Genomic DNA, 18,310 nt, shown 5'->3' with positions numbered 1-18,310 from the left:
GAATCATGGCCCAGCTCCGGATCAAGCCCCTGCCCATCATCCTGCGGCGGCTGAGGGTGCTCGACGTCCGCAGTGTCACCGGCCGCATGCGGAGAGTGACCGTCGGCGGGCCGGAGCTGGGGCAATTCGAGCGCGACGGATTGTCGCTCCCGGCCTTCACGAGCGAAGCGTTCGACGATCACGTCAAACTGATCTTCACTGCCGAAGGCGACATCGCTGACGCGCTGCCCGCACAGCGGGAGCTGGGAATCGAATGGGGCGTGTCGGAACATCGACTGACCCGCGACTACACGCCGGTCCACGTCGATGTGGAGGGCGGATCGATGGCGTTCGACTTCGTCGTCCACTCAGACGGCGACGATCGTGGACCCGCCGAGACCTGGGCGTGTGCCGCGTCGGAAGGCGACGAACTCTGGATCGTCGGCCCGAAATCATCGACGGTGGTTCCACGCGACGCCGAATGGGCGTTGCTCGCAGGAGACGAGACAGCCCAACCCGCCGTTGAACGCTTCCTCCTCGACAGGCCGGTCGCGGGCCCGGCGCGGATCGTGCTCACGATCGCCGACGAGTCCGCACGACGCGAACTGCCACTGGGCCCTGACGACACCGTCACCTGGGTGGTCGCTGCCCCGGGCGATCGGGAGGCCCTTGTGGCCGCCGTTCGCGCCGTGTCACCGCTCCCGGGCGTCGCATACGTGTGGGCAGCGGCGGAGAGCCGGTCTCTTCTGGCCGTCCGTAAGTACGTGGCACGCGAACTCGCGGTCCCCAAAGACCACGTCGACATCACGGGCTACTGGCATCGACGTGAACCCGAAACGCCGGCTGCATCCGACGAGCCCGCACCCGCGGCCGCTCACGGTCTCGACCTCGTCGAGTCCCCCGTCACCTGGTTCGCGGTCCGCGCAGCGCTGCGGCTGGGACTGCTCGAGCTCGTCGACGCCCACCGGCCGGATCGCGCCGCTCTGACCGTGCGATTGGCGCTGCCGGATGACCGCATCGATCCGCTGATCGACGTCCTCATCGCGTGTGGTGTGTTGGCTGAGGACGATGGCGGTCTCACGCTCGGCGAGGTCGGCGACAGGCTGCTGACCGACCCCCACGAGGCGGAGGCGTTCAACGGCGCCGAAGCGGAGAAGATCCTGGCACTGAAGGACCTCGCCGAGGCACTGCCCACCGGCCGATCAGCGTGGGAGACGGCGACCGGCCAGACGTTCGCGACCCATGTGCAGTCGTCGTCCGCGGAGTTCGCAGAACTGATCGACGAGAGCAGCGGCCGGGTGTTCCTCATGCCCGCGGTCGCCGCATTGACGGCGTTCGCCGATCGGAAGACGATCGCGTTCTGCGGACCGGGTGCCGCTGTCGTCGCCGACGGACTGCAGGGCGTGGGCCGGGTCGACGGCGTCCGAACAACGATCGTCGGGACGAGCGACGAGGTGGACGCGCTACGTGCATCGTCCGCCGGGCATCATGAGTACTCCGACAGCCTGCTCGTCGACGGGTCTCCCGTTGATCTCCTGGTCGGCGTCGATGCGCTCAGCCATCTCAACGACCGGGAAGCGGTGGCGTTGCTGCGATCGGCGTCCGGGCGCGCCTCATCCGTGCTCCTGATCGAGTCGACATCGGCTGACGCCCTCGGAACGGGTGAACTCGAGGAGGCTCTGGTTCACGTTGCCGTGGTCGGCGACTCCCCGCGGAACGCCGACCGATTGTCGACGATTGCAGTGGCGGCGGGGTGGAGGGTCTCCGGCGCCGTTGCGCTTGGTTGGGGAGTGGACGCGGTCACGCTCACCCCTGCGACGTGACCGGCGATCCGACGGCGGTCGAGACGCGGCGGTACGTTCGGGCCGTCGGACGCCACCGGGTGCTCTGGTTCGTCGGAGCTCTTGTGCTGCTCGCGGTGGTGTGTGTTGCGAGTGTGGCGGTCGGCTCGGCGCTGCTCCCGCCCTCGACGGTGTGGGAGGCGCTGACCTCCTACGACGGCAGCATCGATCACATCACCGTGCGTGACGTCCGCGTGCCGAGGACGGCGATCGGCTTGATGGTCGGTGCGGGGCTAGGGGTCGCCGGCGCGTTGATGCAGGCGGTGAGCCGCAACCCGCTCGCCGACCCCGGCATTCTCGGAGTCAACGCGGGCGCCGGGCTCGCCGTCGCGCTCGGCGTCGCCTACCTCGGCCTCACGCAGATCTCGGAGTTCATCTGGCTTGCACTCCTCGGCTCGGTCATCGCAGCGGTACTGGTGACGGCCATCGCTGCGCGCGGCCCGGGCGGGGTGACGCCGCTTCGGCTCACCCTCGTCGGCGTCGCGATGACAGCGGTGTTCAACGGCATGAGCATGAGCTTGTCGTTGGTCAATCCCGCCCGCTTCGAACACGTCAGATTCTGGGGAGTCGGGACGATCGCAGACCGCCCGCCCGGCACCGCAGGTTTCATCGCGCCGTTCATCATCGCCGGGTTGGTCCTGGCGGTGATCGGTTCGCGGTCCCTCAATGCTCTTGCCTTGGGCGATGACGTTGCGCGTGGTGTCGGCGTCCGAGTCCGCTCCACCCAGGTGATGGGCCTGATCTCGCTCGTCCTGCTGTGTGGTGCGGCGACCGCGGCAGCCGGACCGATCGCGTTCGTCGGACTGATGATTCCGCACGCGGTCCGCCTCGTCGCCGGGGTGGACCAGCGGTGGGTGATCCTGTACTCGGCTGTGGTCGGTCCCATTCTGCTCCTGTCCGCCGACATCGTCGGACGACTCCTCCTCTGGCCCGCGGAACTGCAGGTCGGCGTGATCACACCGCTCATCGGTGCGCCGATCCTGATCTGGCTCGTTCGGCGGCGGAAGGCGGTTCGGTGACTCTGCATAGACGATCCGTGATCGTCGGGCTGCTCCTGATCTCGATCATCATCGCGTGTGTTCTCCTGTCCTTGTCCCTCGGCAGGACCGGCCTGACGATGACCGACCTTGTTGATCTGCTCGGCCCCGACGCGTCCAAGAAGCAGGTGTTCATCTATGAACGGCGCGCACCGCGTGCGTTCGCGGCCGTGCTCTTCGGTGCATGTCTCGGCGTCAGCGGTGCGTTGTTCCAATCGCTGACCCGCAACGCGCTGGGCAGTCCCGACGTGATCGGCCTCAACTCCGGCGCGTACACCGGCGTGATCGTGGTGGTCATGATCGGCGGATCCGGTTTCGGCGAACTTGCGGCAGGCGCGGTTGTCGGCAGCCTCGTGGCGGCCCTCGCCGTGTTCTTCCTCGCCTACCGACAGGGGCTTGCGGGCTTCCGGTTGATCATCGTCGGCATCGCGGTGAGCGCCGTCCTCTCATCGTTCAATCACTGGTTCAGTGTGCGCGCAGACCTCGACGAATCGATGCGCGCCGCGATCTGGGGCGCGGGCTCGCTCAACGGCATGACGTGGACGCCGCTGATCGTCACAGCGTGCGTCGCCGCAGTGATGGCGCTGAGCCTTCCACGTCTCGCATTCCTCACTCGGGCCCTGGACCTGGGGGAGGACACCGCGGCGTCGCTCGGCGTGCGGGTGGAGCAGACCAAACTCGTGATGGTGATCGTCGGAGTGGTGTTCACTGCCATCGTCACAGCAGTCGCAGGCCCGATCGGCTTCGTCTCTCTCGCTGCGCCGCAGATCGCGAAACGACTACTCGGCCGGCCATCGCTGAGTCTGGGCGGATCGGCACTGGTAGGTGCCGCTGTGCTCGCGATCGGCGACTTGGCGGCCCAACACCTCCTCGGCGACGTCCACCCGCCGGTGGGCGCCGTCACAGTCACTCTCGGTGGCCTCTACCTCGTCTGGCTGCTCCTGCGCGAATCGTCGAAATGACTCAAGCGGCGTTCGTCGCGACACCGAGCAGAGGCTGATCGTCCGGAGCGAGGGCGTACCCGCGATCCCATGGAAGTCGATGGCTCATGTCCGCCCAGACGAGTTGAACCGCCTGGAATCCGCGCCCGAACAACAGGGCCGTGATGCGGAGCGCCGACGCGTCGATCACGTTGATCGCCGTGAAGTCGGATCCGGGAGCGCTCGTCAGGTCGCTCAGGATGGCGCCCGCACCGAAGTCGGGGCGAGCGACGATGAGCGTGGCGGCCTCGTTGAGAACCGGGCCCGCTTGTTCAGGATCGACACCGGTGATGACGAGTTCGGGGCGGCCGAGCTCGGTCAGGCCTGTCGTGTAGGCGATCGGAGGTGCCGTTGCGTCGCCGTACACGCCTGTGACGGCCCACGACCCGGCGGCGATAAGGGCGAGGGCGTGTCCGACCAGATCGTCCGACCCGCTGCAGCGGGGATCCCATTCATACATGTTCACTCCTTCGGTTCGGCGGTCCGTCGGCGACGAATCGCTCATGTGTTCGATCTGAGGGGTACGTTAGACCTCGGGTACGACAGAACGGACTAAAGGCACTCTGACGTGCGCGAATGCAGATTTCGAGGCACGATCGACGGCAGGTCCGCCGTTCAGTGCGGTCCGCAGGATCACGAAGGGACACCAGTCATGGCAGGAACGTTCAAGATCAAGAAGAACGCGGGCGGCAAGTACTTCTTCAACCTCGTCGCCGGCAACGGCGAGGTGGTCGCCACCAGTCAGCCGTACGCATCGAAGGACGGCGCGATCAAGGGAACCGAAGCCGTTCAGCGTGCCGCGGACGGTGCGAAGATCGTCGAAGAGGACTGACCGAATAGGCACGACCGCCACGACGACTACAGTGGTGGTCGTGCCAGGACGTATCCCCGATCGCGACATCACCGCGATCCGCGAACAGACGCGGATAGAGGACGTCATCGGCGAATACGTCGCGCTGCGACGCGCGGGCGCAGACAGCATGAAGGGGCTGTGCCCGTTCCACGACGAGAAGTCGCCGTCGTTCCATGTTCGGCCCAATCACGGCCATTTTCACTGCTTCGGCTGCGGTGAGGGCGGCGACGTCTACACCTTTCTGCAGAAGCAGGAGCACATCAGCTTCGTCGAGGCTGTCGAGCAGATGGCCGACCGCATCGGGTATCGCATCGACTACCAGGGCGGCGGCACGACGATCACGCGTGATCGGGGTACCCGCGCACGGCTCGTCGCCGCGAACGCCGCTGCGCAGCGCTACTACGCCGAACAACTCCGCACGCCGGACGCGCAGACCGCGCGCGACTTCTTGACCGGCCGCGGATTCGACGGCGCCACCGCGGAGAAGTTCGGCTGCGGGTACGCCCCGGCCGGGTGGGACACCATGACCAAGGCTCTGCAGGCGCAGGGTTTTGCGTTCTCCGAGCTCGAAGCGGCGGGCCTGGCCAAACAGGGCCGGAAAGGACCGATCGACAGGTTCCACCGCAGGCTCCTGTGGCCGATCCGCAACCTCGGCGGCGACGTCATCGGGTTCGGCGCCCGCAAACTCTTCGACGACGACAATCTCGGCAAGTACATGAACACACCCGAGACGATGCTCTACAAGAAGTCGCAGGTGCTGTTCGGTCTCGACCTCGCGAAGAAGAACATCGCCCGTGCACACCAGGTGGTGATCGTCGAGGGCTACACCGACGTCATGGCGATGCACGTGGCGGGCGTCGAGACGGCTGTGGCGTCGTGTGGCACGGCGTTCGGCGAGGATCACCTCGCTCTGATCCGTCGTCTGATGATGGACGATTCGTATTTTCGCGGTGAGGTGATCTACACGTTCGACGGCGACGCCGCAGGTCAGGCCGCTGCTTTGAAGGCTTTCGAAGGCGAGCAGGCCATAGCCGGGCAGACGTTCGTCGCCGTCGCTCCCGATGGCATGGATCCCTGTGAGCTCCGTCAGGAGTCGGGCGACAGTGCAGTCCGAGATCTCATCGCGCGTCGCATCCCGATGTTCGAGTTCGCGATCAAGGCGCTCATCCGCAACCACGACCTCGACACTGCGGAAGGTCGTGTGGGTGCGCTCCGCGACGCGGTCCCGGTGGTCTCCCGGATCCGCGACGTTGCGTTGCGCGACGAGTACGCTCGCCAACTCGCGGGCTGGGTCGGGTGGGACGACGTCGGCCAGGTCCTCGTGCGTGTCCGTGGCATGGCGAAGAAGGGCGGCGGCGGTCGACAGAGGGGCCGCAATGTCGGACGTGTCCGGCCTGAAGCGATGTCCACACCACCCACCGCCCGGCCATTGCCGAACGATCCACGATTGTGGGCGCAGCGTGAGGCGCTCAAAGCGGCGCTGCAGTACCCGGCGATCGCGGGCACCGTCTTCGACTCCCTGCCGGGTGAGTGCTTCAGTGACTCCTCGTACCGTCGCGTGCGCGAGGCGATCTCCGTCGCAGGCGGGACGGCGAGCGGTCTCGGGGGTGCCACCTGGGTGGACGCCGTGATTCAAGCCGTCGACGACGCCGCATTCACTCCGCTCGTCACCGAACTCGCCGTCGAACCGATGCCCGTCGAGGACGATAAGGTGCCGCGCTACATCTCCAGCGTCCTCGCCCGTTCCCAAGAAGTCTGGGTCGGTTCGCAGATCGCCGACATCAAGTCGAAGCTGCGGAGGATGTCGCCAGGGGGTGATCCGGACGGCTACAACGCACTGTTCGGCGACCTCGTCGCGCTCGAGGCCTACCGCCGCAGCCTGCTCGAGCAGGCATTCGAACCGGGCGCCGACGCAGTCTGACGACATTCGGACAATTCCGGGTCGTCGCATGAGATGACACGGCGGGTTCTATCGTGAGACAACGTAATTCGTAGCTCAGCCGGGAGGACCCCCATGTCTGAAACAACCACGGACGCGCCACGAGCGTCGTCCGGCGTTCGCGAACTCACCATTCGGGCGGTCGTCCTTGGCGGCCTGATCACGTTGGTGTTCACTGCGGCGAACGTATACCTCGGGCTCAAGGTGGGTCTGACCTTCGCGACGGCCATTCCGGCGGCTGTCATCTCCATGTCGGTGCTCCGCTACTTCAAGCAGCACACGATCATGGAGAACAACATCGTCCAGACGATCGCGTCTGCGGCGGGCACACTGTCGGCCATCGTGTTCGTGCTGCCGGGCCTGATCATGATCGGCTGGTGGTCGGGCTTTCCGTACTGGACGACGGTGGCGGTGTGCGCGATCGGCGGCATCCTCGGCGTCATGTACTCGATCCCGCTGCGGCGAGCGCTCGTCACCGGTTCAGATCTCCCGTATCCGGAAGGTGTTGCCGCTGCAGAGGTCCTGAAGGTCGGGGAGGCCTCCGAAGCGCACGCGGCCGACATCGACTCGAAGGGGGTCGACCAGAACCGCGGCGGTATGCGGGCGATCGTCGTCGGCTCACTGGGTGCAGCGTTCTTCTCACTCCTCGGCTCTCTCAAGCTCGTCGCGACCGAGGCGGCGGCGGCGTTCAAAGTGGGCTCCGGTGCGACGATGGTGAGCGGCAGCCTCTCCCTCGCGCTGATCGGCGTCGGGCACCTCGTGGGTGTTGCCGTCGGTGTGGCCATGGTGGTCGGCCTGGTGATCTCGTTCTTCGTGATGCTGCCCATCCGCACGTGGGGTTCGGGACCGGCCGCAGACGAGAGTCTTCTCGACTTCGTCAGCGGCATCTTCTCAAGCGAAGTCCGCATGGTCGGTGCCGGCGCGATCGCGGTTGCCGCGATCTGGACGCTCGCCACGGTGATCGGTCCGATCATCAAGGGCATCATCGCGGCCATGGCCAGTGCCAAGGCACGCAAGGCGGGCACCGTGGTGGACGTGACCGAGCGGGACATCCCGATCCAGTGGGTCGGCCTCACGGTGATTCTGGCGATGATTCCGATCGGATGGCTCCTGTGGGACTTCGCCGCCGACTCGCACATCTCCGATTCACTGGCAGGCATCATCGCAGTCAGCATCGTGTTCGTCCTGGTCATCGGACTCGTCGTCGCCGCTGTCTGCGGCTACATGGCCGGTCTGATCGGATCGTCCAACAGCCCGATCTCCGGTGTCGGCATTCTTGTCGTGCTGACCGCTGCTCTGCTGATCAAGGTCACACACGGTCCGACCGACGACCCGAACCAGATCGACGCGTTGATCGCGTACACCCTCTTCACCGCGGCCGTCGTGTTCGGCGTCGCAACGATCTCGAACGACAATCTGCAGGACCTCAAGACCGGTCAGCTGGTCGGGGCCACGCCGTGGAAGCAGCAGGTCGCCCTGATCGTCGGTGTCCTTTTCGGCTCGGCGATCATCCCGCCGATCCTCAGCTTGATGAACAATGCTTTCGGGTTCGTGGGATCGACAAACGCGGAGGGCGCCGAAGGCACACTCTCGGCTCCCCAGGCCAATCTGATGTCGACGCTCGCCAAGGGTGTGTTCGGCGGTGACCTCAACTGGGCACTCGTTGGACTCGGGGCGCTCATCGGCATCGCCGTGATCATCGTCGACGAGACACTCAAGCGGAGCACGTCGAGCATGCGTCTACCCCCGCTAGCGGTCGGCATGGGCATGTACCTTCCGATGTCGCTGACCCTGACTATCCCCATCGGTGCCTTCATCGGGCGCTACTACGACTCGTGGGCCTCTCGCGACGCGGTGGACGGCGACCGCAAGAAGCGCCTCGGCATCCTCCTCGCGACGGGCCTCATCGTCGGCGAGAGCATCTACGGCGTGATCTTCGCGGGCATCGTCGCAGGAACTGGTAAGGAAGCGCCGCTCTCGATCGTCGGCGACGGGTACGGCGACGGTGCTCAGCTCGTCGGCATCGCAGTGTTCGTGCTGATCGTCTTCGGCCTCTACCGCTACACCCAGCTGCGCTCAGAACGCGACTTCGCGGCGATGAGCGGCTCGCTGAAGAAGTAGTCGCACCCCGATAGTCGAGCCGCAGTCGAGACACGTCACTGCCGCGTTCAACCATTACCGCTCAGCGCAAGCATGGCCTGTACAGGCACTCCTCGTGCTGAGCGGTAATCGTTGGACGAGATCATGCAGGACGAACTCACGCGACATCAACTCTGCCGGGCCGGTCGTCTGTCAGGGGCAGGCGCGGGTGAGGCCGATGGACGGGAGGAAGAAGTACGTCGTTCGGCCACGCCTCACCGTGCCGTAGACGGCGCACAGCACAACTCCGGAGCCGGTGTCGACGACGCCGCCTCGGACGCCGTTCGACGGCACTATGCTCAGCACCTTCTTGAGGCGGGAGACGGTGGCGTCGAACAGCACGTCGGGGATCGGGGTCGACCGCGCGTGTCGACCGACGGCGTCGATCACGGTGTCGGTGAGCCCACCGAGCGGCGAGCCGATGCCGCCGCGCAACGACTCGAAGTTGAACCACGCGACCTGAACGCCGGACTTGTCGCCGAAGTCGGCGAACACGCCGACGGGCAGGAACCCGTACAGGATTTCCCCGCGTTTGACCGCGTTCACGCTCACGTTCGCGACGGTCAGGTTGCCGATTCCGGGTGTGTACGGCCCGGCGACTGCTCCGCCGACTGCGACGGGCAAGGTGAGGTCCAGGCTCAGGCCGACGGTCGGCGTGAACGTGGTGATGCCGAGTTGGCGGAGGAGGCGGTTCGCGCCCTCCACTCCGTCAACGGGAGTGGGGGCCGCCTGGGCCGAGATCGGATTGAGCGCCAGTGCGGCATCGATGGCTCGTGCGCCAGGCGCGGCAATCGCGTCCGCGGCACGGCCGACGATCTGCGTCGACTGCGACACGGCGGAAGTCACACGGTCACGGCCACGGGCGACGAGGGAGGTCACCGGCAAACGATACAACGAACATTGGCACGGTGTGTGGTTCGGCGATCAGGGTCACATGCGACGGCAGGTGCGTTTCTGCGACTCGGTAGGCTCTTCATCGCCCCGTTAGCCAAGTTGGTTAAGGCCCCGCTCTCATAAAGCGGTCATTCGTCGGTTCGAGCCCGACACGGGGCACGCCACGACGTAGGGCAGGGGAGGGCCGGGATGCGAGATCCGCTGGCTGCTCCCGCCCTGCGTCCGAGTTCGATGTTCTTCGACGTCTGTACAGCGCTTGTCGGCGGACTGATCGCGCTGGCCAATTTCGAGATGTCCACCGCGATTCATCTCGCGGATGCACTGATCTGCGCGTCGCTCGCTCTGCGCCGGATCTCACCGAGTCTGATGATGGTCACCGCGGTCGTGTCGGCGACGATCCAGGTGGTCTCGCTCGAGGTGTCGGCGCTGTCGTTGGCCTACACCGTCCTGTTCTTCACCGTCGGCGGGCACCCGGATCGACGCGTCCGGCGGGGGTCGCTGGTGGTCGCGCTCGTCGGCTCGGTCGTCGCGGGCGTCACCATTCCCCGAGCATTCCCGTCGGGCATCGCCGACCCGGAACCCAGCAACTTCATCTGGGGCGCGTTGTTCGCGTCTGCAGGCGCGGCGTTGTTCGTCGTCGGCGGATGGGTGACCGGATTCATCGGATACCAACGGCGCACCGTCGCCGCGGCCGAGGTCAGCGAGACGATCGCGGAGCTCGAGCGGCGTCGGGTCCTGGATCTCTACGACGAGCAGGCCGAACGGTCGCGGCTGGCCAGGGACATGCACGACGTCGTCGCGCATTCGTTGGCGGTTGTCGTCGCGCAGGCGGAGGGCGCCCGGTACACCCTCGACGCCAACCCCGAGGCGGCGCGTGATGCACTCGGGGTCATCGCCGACACGGCGCGAGAAGCACTCGCCGATGTGCGATCGGTCCTCGAAGAGCTGCGCAGCACGTCGTCGGCCGAGGAGATCAGCCGATCCGACCGCGAGCAATTGTTCACCCGGATGCGTGCGGCTGGAATGCTGATCGTCGTCACCGACGAAGGCGACGCGACCGATGTCGGTCCGACCGTCACCCGTGCCGCGTTCGGAGTGCTCACCGAGGCATTGACCAATGCGCTCAAGTACGGGGACCTGGCCCGTCCTGTGACGGTCCACCACGATTGGTCGGAGGGCTGCAGGCTGACCGTGCGGAACACCCTCTCCGACGACCCGCTCGCGCCCGGTGGCGCCCACCACGGAATCATCGGCATGACAGAGCGAGCCGCGCACGCAGGCGGCACTCTGCGCTCTGCGCGCGACGGCGACGACTGGCTCGTCGTTCTGCACATCCCCAATCAGGAAGGACTGCCGCGATGATCCGCGTCGCCCTCGTCGACGACCAGCCGCTGTTCCGCGGAGGCATCGCGATGATCCTCGAGAGCCAGTCCGACATCGACGTGGTCGCTCAGGAGTCGTCTGCCCTCGACCTGATGGCGATGGTCGAACGCGACGCGCCCGACGTGATTCTCATGGACGTCCGCATGCCGGGCGTCGACGGGATCACCGCCACCTCGTCACTCGTCCGCGAGCTCGGCGAATCCGCGCCGCGTGTGCTCGTCCTGACGACGTTCGACGTCGATGAGGCGGCCGCCTCCGCGATCGAGGCCGGAGCGAGCGGCTTCGTCCTCAAAGACGCGCAGCCCGACTTCCTCCTCGCAGCGGTCCGGGCCGTCGCGGACGGCAGCCAAGTGGTGGCCGCATCGGCCACACGACGCCTGTTCGAACGGCATCGAGCTCGGGCCGCGTCGACTCCCGGCCCCGAGTACAACGAGCTCACGCCCCGCGAACGCGAGATCTTGATCCGCGCGGCGCGCGGCTTGTCGAACGCCGAGATCGCGTCAGCCGAGTTCCTCTCGGAGGCGACGGTGAAGACGCACATCTCGCGGATCCTGTCGAAACTGACCCTGCGAGATCGTGTGCAACTCGTGGTGTACGCATACGAGCACAACCTGGTCTGACCCCCACCGAGTACGGCCGCGTGTACATCGCAAGTTGTACACGCCCACATCCTCGGGGACGACTCGATCCGGTTCTCGTGGCCGATGTGTAAGGCCTGGTCACGGCCATAACGTTGGTGTCATGACGAACACCGACAACACCGTGGCAGTGGCCATGCGCAATGTGTCCAGGACGTACGGCGACCCGGCCAACCCGATTCACGCGCTCCGCGACGTGAGTGTGGACATCCGCCGCCGCGAGTTCACCGCGATCATGGGGCCCTCCGGCTCGGGCAAGTCGACGATGATGAACGTGATGGCCGGTCTCGACGAGGCCACCGCCGGTCAGATCTGGCTCGGCCACAACCCGATCGTCGGCATCGGTGACACCGCCCGCACCATCCTGCGCCGCACCAACATCGGCTTCATCTTCCAGTCGTTCAATCTCGTCCCGACGCTCACCGCCGACGAGAACATCCGACTTCCGTTCGTCCTGGCCGGTCGCAAGCCGACCGCCGAGCAGGAGGCCTGGATCGCCCACCTGGTCACCTCGCTCGGCATCCGTGAACGCCTCGGTCACCTGCCGTCCGAGCTGTCCGGCGGCCAGCAGCAGCGTGTCGCCATCGTCCGCGCACTGGCCGGGCGTCCCACGATCATCCTGGCCGACGAACCGACGGGTGCACTCGACACCCGGACCAGCCGTGAAGTGCTCACTCTCCTGACCACAGCGGCCCGCGAATACGGGCAGGGCATCGCGATGGTCACTCACGATCCGGTGGCGGCGTCGTACGCGGATCGAATCCTGGTGCTGGCGGACGGCCGGATCGTCGGTGAGTACCGAGGCCTGGATCCCCGCCAGATCTCCGATCTCCTCATCAACCTGCAAGGAGCTGCCGCATGAAGGCCACGAGTTCCCGACTGACAGTCGGGTCGATCCGCGAACTGTCGGCGATCGGCGTCGTCTGCGGGCTGAGCGCGATGTACGCGACCGCGCTGGTGTGCGCGTCGAGCATCCTCGGCACCCTCTCGGAGGCGAAGGGCGGCAGCGCAGGAGTTGCGCTCGGCATCGTCTCCTCCGTGTTCATCCTGATCGCGCTGTTCGTGGCGGGTGTAGTCATCAGCAACGGTGTCGACACCGTCATCGCAGGCCGACGCCGGGAACTGAGTCTTCTGCGTCTGGTCGGCGCCAGCAGCAAGCAGTTGCGCGGAAGCCTGATGAACGCGGTCACCAAGATCGCCGCGATCGGTGCCGTCGCCGGGGTGCTTCTGGGAGTCGTGACGACGTGGATCACTCGGGTGATCCTGGTGAGCCGTGGCACTCTCGACGACCTCGACTACCGCGTGTTCCCGCCGCTCGCCGTCATGGGGGCGCTCGCAGTGGTGGCGACCGCCGTGGGTGCGACCCTTGTCGGCACCCGAAGCGCGCTGTCGTCGGCCTCCGTTGTGCGCTCCACCCGGACCGTTCGATCCTGGTTCCGCGACCTGGTCGCCGCACTCGGCATCGGCGGCGGCGTGGTGATCCTGGTCGCTGCCTGCTACCTCGGTGAGCAGGGCTCGCAGGCGGGGTTCTTCGCAGCGTTCTTCGGATCGGCGGTTCTCGCCGTCGGAATCATGATGGGCGCGGGTCGGATCGTCCCGGCCCTCGTCGCGGGTGTCGGTCGCCTCGTCGGCGCGTCACCGTCCGCGGTCATCGCCCGCAAGAACGCCGTCGCCGACCCGCAGCGGACCACCCGTTCGACGATCGGGTTGCTGATCGGAGTCACCCTCGTCACCACCATCGCCAGCGGCATGCGCTCAGTGCGTGAGTCGGTGACCGCTTGGGAGGGCATGAGCCCGAAGGAAGTGCAGGAAGCTCAGCAGATCCTCTCGGTGATGTCGTCGGTCCTCATCGCGATGATCGCGATCTCCGCAGTGATCGCCGCCGTCGGTTTCGTCTCCACGATGTCGTTGACGGTGATCGGCCGGACTCGCGAGATCGGCATGCTCCGGGCGATGGGCTTCACCGCGAAGCAGATCCGGTCGATGATCACCCTGGAGTCCATCGCGTTGAGCGGCACCGCCGTCGCCACCGGGCTGCTTCTGGGTATCGTGCTCGGCGCAGTCGGCGCCCAGTCGTTGATCGGCTTCATGACCGACGGCTTCCCGATCGGGCTCCCGCTGCCCGCTCTTGTGACGATCGTCGTCGGCACCGTCGCGCTGGTCATCGTCGCGTCGCTGCCGCCGAGCCGACGCGCAGTCGCGATCGCACCGGTCGACGCCCTGGCCGTCGCGTGACCGACTGACAACGGCGGCCGTCGAGGGATTCCTCGGCGGCCGCCGGTGTGTTGCGAGTGTTATACGTCCGCCCGCTCGCGGACCTTCGTGAGCGACGACCGGACAGTGGTGTCTGAGTCGCGGGCGGGAACATCGAACGGCTCGGGAAGCACCTGGCCCTCGCCGACGCCTTCGACCTCAGCGACTTCGCGCACCTTGGTCGACAGCGGCTTCTCGTCCACGAAGAGCAGGACGATCAGAGCGGCGACGGCCAGCGGAACGAAGAACAGGAAGATCGGGAGGAGCGCGTCGTTGTAGGACTCGATGATCGGGATCCGGATCTGGTCGGGCATCGAATTGACAGCGGCAGGGGTCAGGTCGTTCCGGCCGCTCGACCCGCCTGCCGCTGCTCCGGTCCCGCCGAGGCGATCGCTGAGCAGATCGACGAGGCGCGAGGCGAAGATCGAACCGACGATGGCCGAGCCGAGGGTGGCGCCGACTTGGCGGAAGTAGTTGTTCGCTGCGGTTGCAGTGCCGACAAGGGCGCCGGGGAACTCGTTCTGGACGATCAGGGTGAGCACCTGCATCGCCAGGCCGAGGCCGATGCCGAAGACGGCGAGGTACACACACATCAGCCAGGTCGGAGTATCGATGTGCATGGTCGACAGCAGGGCGAGTGCGATGCCGATGATCACCGAACCGACCAGCGGAAACATCTTGTATCGGCCAGTGCGCGAAATGATCTGACCGGAAGCGATGGAGGTGATGAGCAGTCCGCCCATCATCGGGATCATGTACAGGCCGGCCACGGTGGCGTCGACGCCGGTCACCATCTGGATGTAGGTCGGCATGTATCCGAGCGCGCCGAACATCGTGATGCCGACCATGAGCGCGGCGATGGTGACCAGGGTGAAGTTGCGGTTGGAGAACAACTGCATCGGGATGATCGGCGTCTGAGCTCGCTTCTCGACGAACACGAACGCAACAGCGAGGACGATGGATGCGATGCCGAGGCCGATGATCTGCGGGCTCGCCCAGTCGTAGGTGTGTCCGCCCCAGGTGCACATCAGCACCAGCGCGGTGGTCGCGGCCGCGATGAGTGCCATGCCCGTGTAATCGAGCTTCGGGCGTTCGGTGTGCTGCGGCTTGGGCAGGCGCATGAAGACGATCGTCGCGCCGATGGCGAGGGCGCCGAGCGGAATGTTGAGCCAGAACGCCCAGCGCCAGCCGGGTCCTTCGGTGAGCCAGCCGCCGAGCAGCGGGCCCGCGACCGACGCGACGGCGAACACCGCGCCCATGAACCCCATGTACTTTCCGCGGTCGCGTGGAGAGACGACGTCGGCGATCGCGGCCTGCGACAAGATCATGAGACCGCCGCCGCCGAGGCCCTGGATCACGCGGCCGATGATCAGCCAGGTGATGTCTCCCGCGAGAGCGCCGACGATCGAACCCGCGATGAAGAGGGCGATCGCGGTGAGGATCACCGGCTTGCGTCCGATGAGGTCGCTGATACGTCCGTACACGGGCATGACGATGGTGCTTGCGAGGATGTACGACGTGATGACCCACGTCATCTGATCGACGCCGTGGAGTTCGCCGACGATCGTGGGGAGTGCCGTCGACAGGACGGTCTGGTTGAGTGCTGCGAGCAGCATCGTGATCATCAATCCGATGAACAGCAGAATGATGTTCTTCTGCGACATCGAGCTCTCGCTCGGCGTCTGGGACGCCTGCGTGGTCTCGGGTGTGGTCATGTGAGGTCCTTCAAGGTGTTTCGGAAGAGTTCGACGGCGGCGGTGAGAGCCGGAGAGTCCGGGTCGTCGACGACGTCGGGGTCGAGTGTGTAGGCGTAACGGAGAACGGCGGATCCGACCATGACGAGCGCGGTGGCTCGTGCAGCGTCCTCGGCGTCGAAGCGTTCGGACAGCGCTTGCGCCAAGAGTTCCTGAGATGCGAAGTGGTGCTGTCCGCCGCGTGCTCTCAGCTCAGGGATGGACTTCACCAGGGCACGACGCACCGGTTCGTCAGTGCGGACGTGGCGGACGCTGCGGGCGACCGCGTGGACGACGAGTGTGGCCTTGGTCAACTGGTCCGGACCGTCGAGAAGGTCGTCGAGCGCGTCGAACGGGACCGTCGCGGGTCCCGCGCCGAGCACGGCGTCCTCTTTGGTGGGGAAGTAGTTGAAGAAGGTGCGACGCGAGACGCCTGCACGATCGGCGATGTTGGCGACCGTCGCTGCCGTGAATCCCTCGTCGCGGACGAGATCGATAGCCGCGTCGTGGATGCGCTGCAGTGTCTCGGCACGTTGCCGCTCGCGTAGTCCTCCGTGTGTTTCTTGCACTAGTGCATCATTGCATGAGTGCAACTATTGCACCAGTGAATGTGACTGACGAGACTCGGATGGAATGCTGAACCGGTGGCGCGGCGTTGGCAGTGGACATGACAGAGTCGGGACACGCGCAGACTGTTGATGTGCGGCACCGTCGGGTGGTGGTGATCGGTGCCGGTCAGGCCGGGCTGTCGGCAGCGCATTTCCTCCAGCGAGCCGGTCTCGTCGCCGGATTCGACTTCGAAGTGCTCGACGCCAACCCGACCGCGGGCGGCGCGTGGAGTCATCGATGGGACGCCCTGACGTTCGACCGGGTGAACGGTCTTCACGACCTACCCGAATCCGAACTGGGCGACGCCGATCCGCACGAGCCTGCGCGCGAAGTGATCAAGCGCTACTACAGCCGCTACGAGACGGAACAGGGGCTGTCGGTCGACCGCCCCTGGCGCGTCCGCTCAGTCACCAGAATCGATGCAGGCCCCTCCGGTGTGGGGACGGTCGAACGTTACGAGGTCACTGCGGAACACCCGGACGGTCGGACCGCGGTCTACCGCGCGGGTGCAGTCATCTCGGGGACCGGAACGTGGGATCACCCATACGTGCCGTGGTATCCGGGCTCGTTCGGCGGTCGTCAGCTGACCACGCGTGACTTCACGGAGCCCGCGGATTTCGTGGGACGTCGAGTGCTCGTCGTCGGAGGCGGCATCTCCGCGGTTCAGTTCCTCCAGATGCTCGACGAGGCGGGTGTCGACACGCTGTGGTCGACGCGGACGCCGCCGCGGTGGCGGGAGGCGCCGTTCGACCCGATGTGGGGTCTCGATGTCGAGAACAGCGTCGCTGCGCGGACCCGGGCGGGCCTGCGGCCGCTGAGTGTCGTTGCCGCGACCGGGCTTCCGCTCACCGCCGAAGGGCGTGTCGATGTGGAACGTGGACTGCTCGTCTCCCGAGGCGCCATCGCGGCGCTCACCGATGACGGGGTCGACTTCGCCGACGGTACCCACGAGCCGGTGGACGTGATCCTCTGGGCCACTGGGTTTCGGGCGGCTCTCGGTCACCTCGCTCCCCTGGGAATCCGCGACCCGGCGGGTGGCGTGCTGATGGCCGACGACGACGTGAGCGTCGTCGTGGCGCCGGGCCTGTACCTCGTCGGCTACGGCCGAAGTGCGTCGACACTGGGGGCGACTCGCGCTGGACGCCGCGCGGCGCGGGCCGCGATCCGCGCGACAGATGTCAGCGAAGACGCGTCAGTCAGTGAGGCCGCAGGGTCAGCGACTGGTTGAGAGCGCCGAACGGTCCCGACTCATCGTGGAGGACACTCGATGTGAGCCCGACTCCATTGGGGCCGAACGATACCGACGTGTCGAAGCCGATCCATTCGCCGTGCGGTTCGCGGAACAGGTGTGCGGTCAGGTCGAGGTTCGGGTAGGCGATCGTCGTCGGATCCATGCGGGCCGACATGCCGTTCGCGATGTCGAACATGCGGGTGGCGTGCGGCAGCGGCCGGACAGTCTCGTTGCCCACGAGGGGATGCGGCGACCGCGCCCAGACCGTCCCGCGGCCCGGTTCACGGAGGAGGCGTCGCACCTCGGCGGACGCGATGTAGCCGCCACCCCACATCTGCGAAGCATCCCATGGTTCGTGCGCGTCGACCGGGGGGATCGGATCGAATCCGGTGCCCGCGACGGACGACGTGTCGGACGGCGTGGTGAGCCAGGCGCGCAGGCGGACGATCACTCGGCCGCCGTACGAGAGTGTGCCTTCGACGAGTTCGATGGTCCGACCCGGCCGGACCACCTCGGCTGCGAGGTCGACCTCGCCGATCGGCATTATGCCGAGGATGTCGAAGGAGAGCCTGCTGATCACGAGGTCGCCCCGACGGGCTGCGTGATCGTTCTCGACCACGTGCGTCAGCAGTCCCAAAGGCGCCGCGATGTGTTGTTCGTCCAACGACCATGCACCCTGCACATGATTCGTCGCCCGATACCGGCCATCGCCAAGGGCGTGGAAATAGGGCTCGACGTCGCTGTTCCCAGTCATGGTTCGGAGCGTATCGACCCGAATGCCAATTTATCAACCCTGGGGTC

The 18,310-nt window shown here is 66.4% G+C and carries 16 protein-coding genes and 1 tRNA gene; 12 read left to right on the top strand and 5 right to left on the bottom strand.

Going from position 1 to position 18,310, the window contains the following annotated elements; translation table 11 throughout:
* Window positions 1-5 precede the first annotated feature (5 nt).
* From JVX90_RS11040 to JVX90_RS11030, 3 genes are read left to right on the top strand one after another with little or no spacing between them, the layout of a single operon-like run.
* A complete protein-coding gene (locus tag JVX90_RS11040) occupies window positions 6-1,802 on the top strand; it encodes a siderophore-interacting protein (RefSeq protein ID WP_205328830.1) in 1,797 nt (598 codons plus the stop codon).
* Window positions 1,799-2,839 (top strand): iron chelate uptake ABC transporter family permease subunit, encoded by a 1,041-nt coding sequence (locus JVX90_RS11035; RefSeq protein WP_205328829.1) that lies wholly within the window; start codon window positions 1,799-1,801, stop codon window positions 2,837-2,839. Before JVX90_RS11040 ends, JVX90_RS11035 begins: the two co-directional genes overlap by 4 nt.
* Window positions 2,836-3,819: an iron chelate uptake ABC transporter family permease subunit gene (locus JVX90_RS11030; RefSeq protein ID WP_205328828.1), complete on the top strand. Its 984-nt coding sequence runs from the start codon at window positions 2,836-2,838 to the stop codon at window positions 3,817-3,819. Before JVX90_RS11035 ends, JVX90_RS11030 begins: the two co-directional genes overlap by 4 nt.
* A gap of 1 nt (window position 3,820) precedes the next feature.
* On the opposite strand, the gene JVX90_RS11025 is transcribed toward JVX90_RS11030, so the two are convergent.
* Entirely contained in the window at window positions 3,821-4,297 is a 477-nt protein-coding gene (locus JVX90_RS11025) for a DUF4262 domain-containing protein (RefSeq protein ID WP_205328827.1), read from the bottom strand.
* Window positions 4,298-4,489: 192 nt separating this feature from the next.
* Here JVX90_RS11025 and JVX90_RS11020 point away from each other — a divergent pair, with 192 nt between their 5' ends.
* The 3 genes from JVX90_RS11020 to JVX90_RS11010 all read left to right on the top strand — a co-directional run bounded on the left by JVX90_RS11020 (window position 4,490) and on the right by JVX90_RS11010 (window position 8,750).
* Window positions 4,490-4,669: a DUF1508 domain-containing protein gene (locus tag JVX90_RS11020; RefSeq protein ID WP_205328826.1), complete on the top strand. Its 180-nt coding sequence runs from the start codon at window positions 4,490-4,492 to the stop codon at window positions 4,667-4,669.
* Window positions 4,670-4,709: 40 nt separating this feature from the next.
* Complete coding sequence (gene dnaG, locus JVX90_RS11015; protein ID WP_205328825.1) at window positions 4,710-6,611, top strand: DNA primase; 1,902 nt, start codon at window positions 4,710-4,712, stop codon at window positions 6,609-6,611.
* A gap of 93 nt (window positions 6,612-6,704) precedes the next feature.
* Window positions 6,705-8,750 carry an oligopeptide transporter, OPT family gene (locus JVX90_RS11010; RefSeq protein ID WP_205328824.1) on the top strand — a complete coding sequence of 682 codons (2,046 nt, stop codon included), beginning with the start codon at window positions 6,705-6,707 and terminating at the stop codon, window positions 8,748-8,750.
* Window positions 8,751-8,921: 171 nt separating this feature from the next.
* On the opposite strand, the gene JVX90_RS11005 is transcribed toward JVX90_RS11010, so the two are convergent.
* Window positions 8,922-9,647 carry a hypothetical protein gene (locus JVX90_RS11005; protein WP_240193858.1) on the bottom strand — a complete coding sequence of 242 codons (726 nt, stop codon included), beginning with the start codon at window positions 9,645-9,647 and terminating at the stop codon, window positions 8,922-8,924.
* Window positions 9,648-9,746: 99 nt separating this feature from the next.
* On the opposite strand from JVX90_RS11005, the gene JVX90_RS11000 reads away from it, so the two are divergent.
* The 5 genes from JVX90_RS11000 (at window position 9,747) to JVX90_RS10980 (ending at window position 13,918) form a co-directional block, all read left to right on the top strand.
* Window positions 9,747-9,821 (top strand) — tRNA-Ile (locus JVX90_RS11000).
* A gap of 30 nt (window positions 9,822-9,851) precedes the next feature.
* Window positions 9,852-11,024 carry a histidine kinase gene (locus JVX90_RS10995; RefSeq protein ID WP_205328823.1) on the top strand — a complete coding sequence of 391 codons (1,173 nt, stop codon included), beginning with the start codon at window positions 9,852-9,854 and terminating at the stop codon, window positions 11,022-11,024.
* On the top strand, window positions 11,021-11,665 hold the full coding sequence (locus JVX90_RS10990) for a response regulator transcription factor (protein WP_205328822.1): 645 nt from the start codon (window positions 11,021-11,023) through the stop codon (window positions 11,663-11,665). The genes JVX90_RS10995 and JVX90_RS10990 overlap by 4 nt, the downstream gene beginning before the upstream one ends.
* Window positions 11,666-11,786: 121 nt before the next feature.
* Window positions 11,787-12,545, top strand: a complete 759-nt coding sequence (locus tag JVX90_RS10985) for an ABC transporter ATP-binding protein (protein WP_205328821.1) — start codon at window positions 11,787-11,789, stop codon at window positions 12,543-12,545.
* Window positions 12,542-13,918, top strand: a complete 1,377-nt coding sequence (locus tag JVX90_RS10980; protein ID WP_205328820.1) for an FtsX-like permease family protein — start codon at window positions 12,542-12,544, stop codon at window positions 13,916-13,918. The genes JVX90_RS10985 and JVX90_RS10980 overlap by 4 nt, the downstream gene beginning before the upstream one ends.
* A gap of 59 nt (window positions 13,919-13,977) precedes the next feature.
* Here JVX90_RS10980 and JVX90_RS10975 read toward each other — a convergent pair whose 3' ends face one another.
* Window positions 13,978-15,651 (bottom strand): MDR family MFS transporter, encoded by a 1,674-nt coding sequence (locus JVX90_RS10975; RefSeq protein ID WP_205328819.1) that lies wholly within the window; start codon window positions 15,649-15,651, stop codon window positions 13,978-13,980.
* Window positions 15,648-16,238: a TetR family transcriptional regulator gene (locus JVX90_RS10970; RefSeq protein WP_205328818.1), complete on the bottom strand. Its 591-nt coding sequence runs from the start codon at window positions 16,236-16,238 to the stop codon at window positions 15,648-15,650. Before JVX90_RS10970 ends, JVX90_RS10975 begins: the two co-directional genes overlap by 4 nt.
* 98 nt (window positions 16,239-16,336) lie before the next feature.
* Between JVX90_RS10970 and JVX90_RS10965 the strand changes: the two genes are divergently transcribed.
* Window positions 16,337-17,506, top strand: coding sequence for an NAD(P)/FAD-dependent oxidoreductase (locus tag JVX90_RS10965; RefSeq protein ID WP_205328817.1), 1,170 nt, complete (start codon window positions 16,337-16,339; stop codon window positions 17,504-17,506).
* Here JVX90_RS10965 and JVX90_RS10960 read toward each other — a convergent pair.
* Window positions 17,475-18,263: a thioesterase family protein gene (locus JVX90_RS10960; RefSeq protein WP_205328816.1), complete on the bottom strand. Its 789-nt coding sequence runs from the start codon at window positions 18,261-18,263 to the stop codon at window positions 17,475-17,477. The genes JVX90_RS10965 and JVX90_RS10960 overlap by 32 nt on opposite strands.
* Window positions 18,264-18,310: the final 47 nt, after the last annotated feature.

This window comes from Gordonia sp. PDNC005 (genome assembly GCF_016919385.1).
Classification (GTDB): Bacteria; Actinomycetota; Actinomycetes; order Mycobacteriales; family Mycobacteriaceae; genus Gordonia.
The sequence above is the reverse complement of the archived record's forward strand: the minus strand, read 5'-3'. Positions and strand labels throughout refer to the sequence as shown.

What these genes read in the sequence shown, in the direction of transcription:
- JVX90_RS11040 (WP_205328830.1), top strand. Translation starts at nt 6, where the DNA reads ATGGCCCAGCTCCGGATCAAGCCCCTGCCCATCATCCTGCGGCGGCTG.
- JVX90_RS11025 (WP_205328827.1), bottom strand. Translation starts at nt 4,297, where the DNA reads ATGTATGAATGGGATCCCCGCTGCAGCGGGTCGGACGATCTGGTCGGA.
- JVX90_RS11020 (WP_205328826.1), top strand. Translation starts at nt 4,490, where the DNA reads ATGGCAGGAACGTTCAAGATCAAGAAGAACGCGGGCGGCAAGTACTTC.
- JVX90_RS11010 (WP_205328824.1), top strand. Translation starts at nt 6,705, where the DNA reads ATGTCTGAAACAACCACGGACGCGCCACGAGCGTCGTCCGGCGTTCGC.
- JVX90_RS10995 (WP_205328823.1), top strand. Translation starts at nt 9,852, where the DNA reads ATGCGAGATCCGCTGGCTGCTCCCGCCCTGCGTCCGAGTTCGATGTTC.
- JVX90_RS10990 (WP_205328822.1), top strand. Translation starts at nt 11,021, where the DNA reads ATGATCCGCGTCGCCCTCGTCGACGACCAGCCGCTGTTCCGCGGAGGC.
- JVX90_RS10985 (WP_205328821.1), top strand. Translation starts at nt 11,787, where the DNA reads ATGACGAACACCGACAACACCGTGGCAGTGGCCATGCGCAATGTGTCC.
- JVX90_RS10980 (WP_205328820.1), top strand. Translation starts at nt 12,542, where the DNA reads ATGAAGGCCACGAGTTCCCGACTGACAGTCGGGTCGATCCGCGAACTG.
- JVX90_RS10975 (WP_205328819.1), bottom strand. Translation starts at nt 15,651, where the DNA reads ATGACCACACCCGAGACCACGCAGGCGTCCCAGACGCCGAGCGAGAGC.
- JVX90_RS10965 (WP_205328817.1), top strand. Translation starts at nt 16,337, where the DNA reads ATGACAGAGTCGGGACACGCGCAGACTGTTGATGTGCGGCACCGTCGG.
- JVX90_RS10960 (WP_205328816.1), bottom strand. Translation starts at nt 18,263, where the DNA reads ATGACTGGGAACAGCGACGTCGAGCCCTATTTCCACGCCCTTGGCGAT.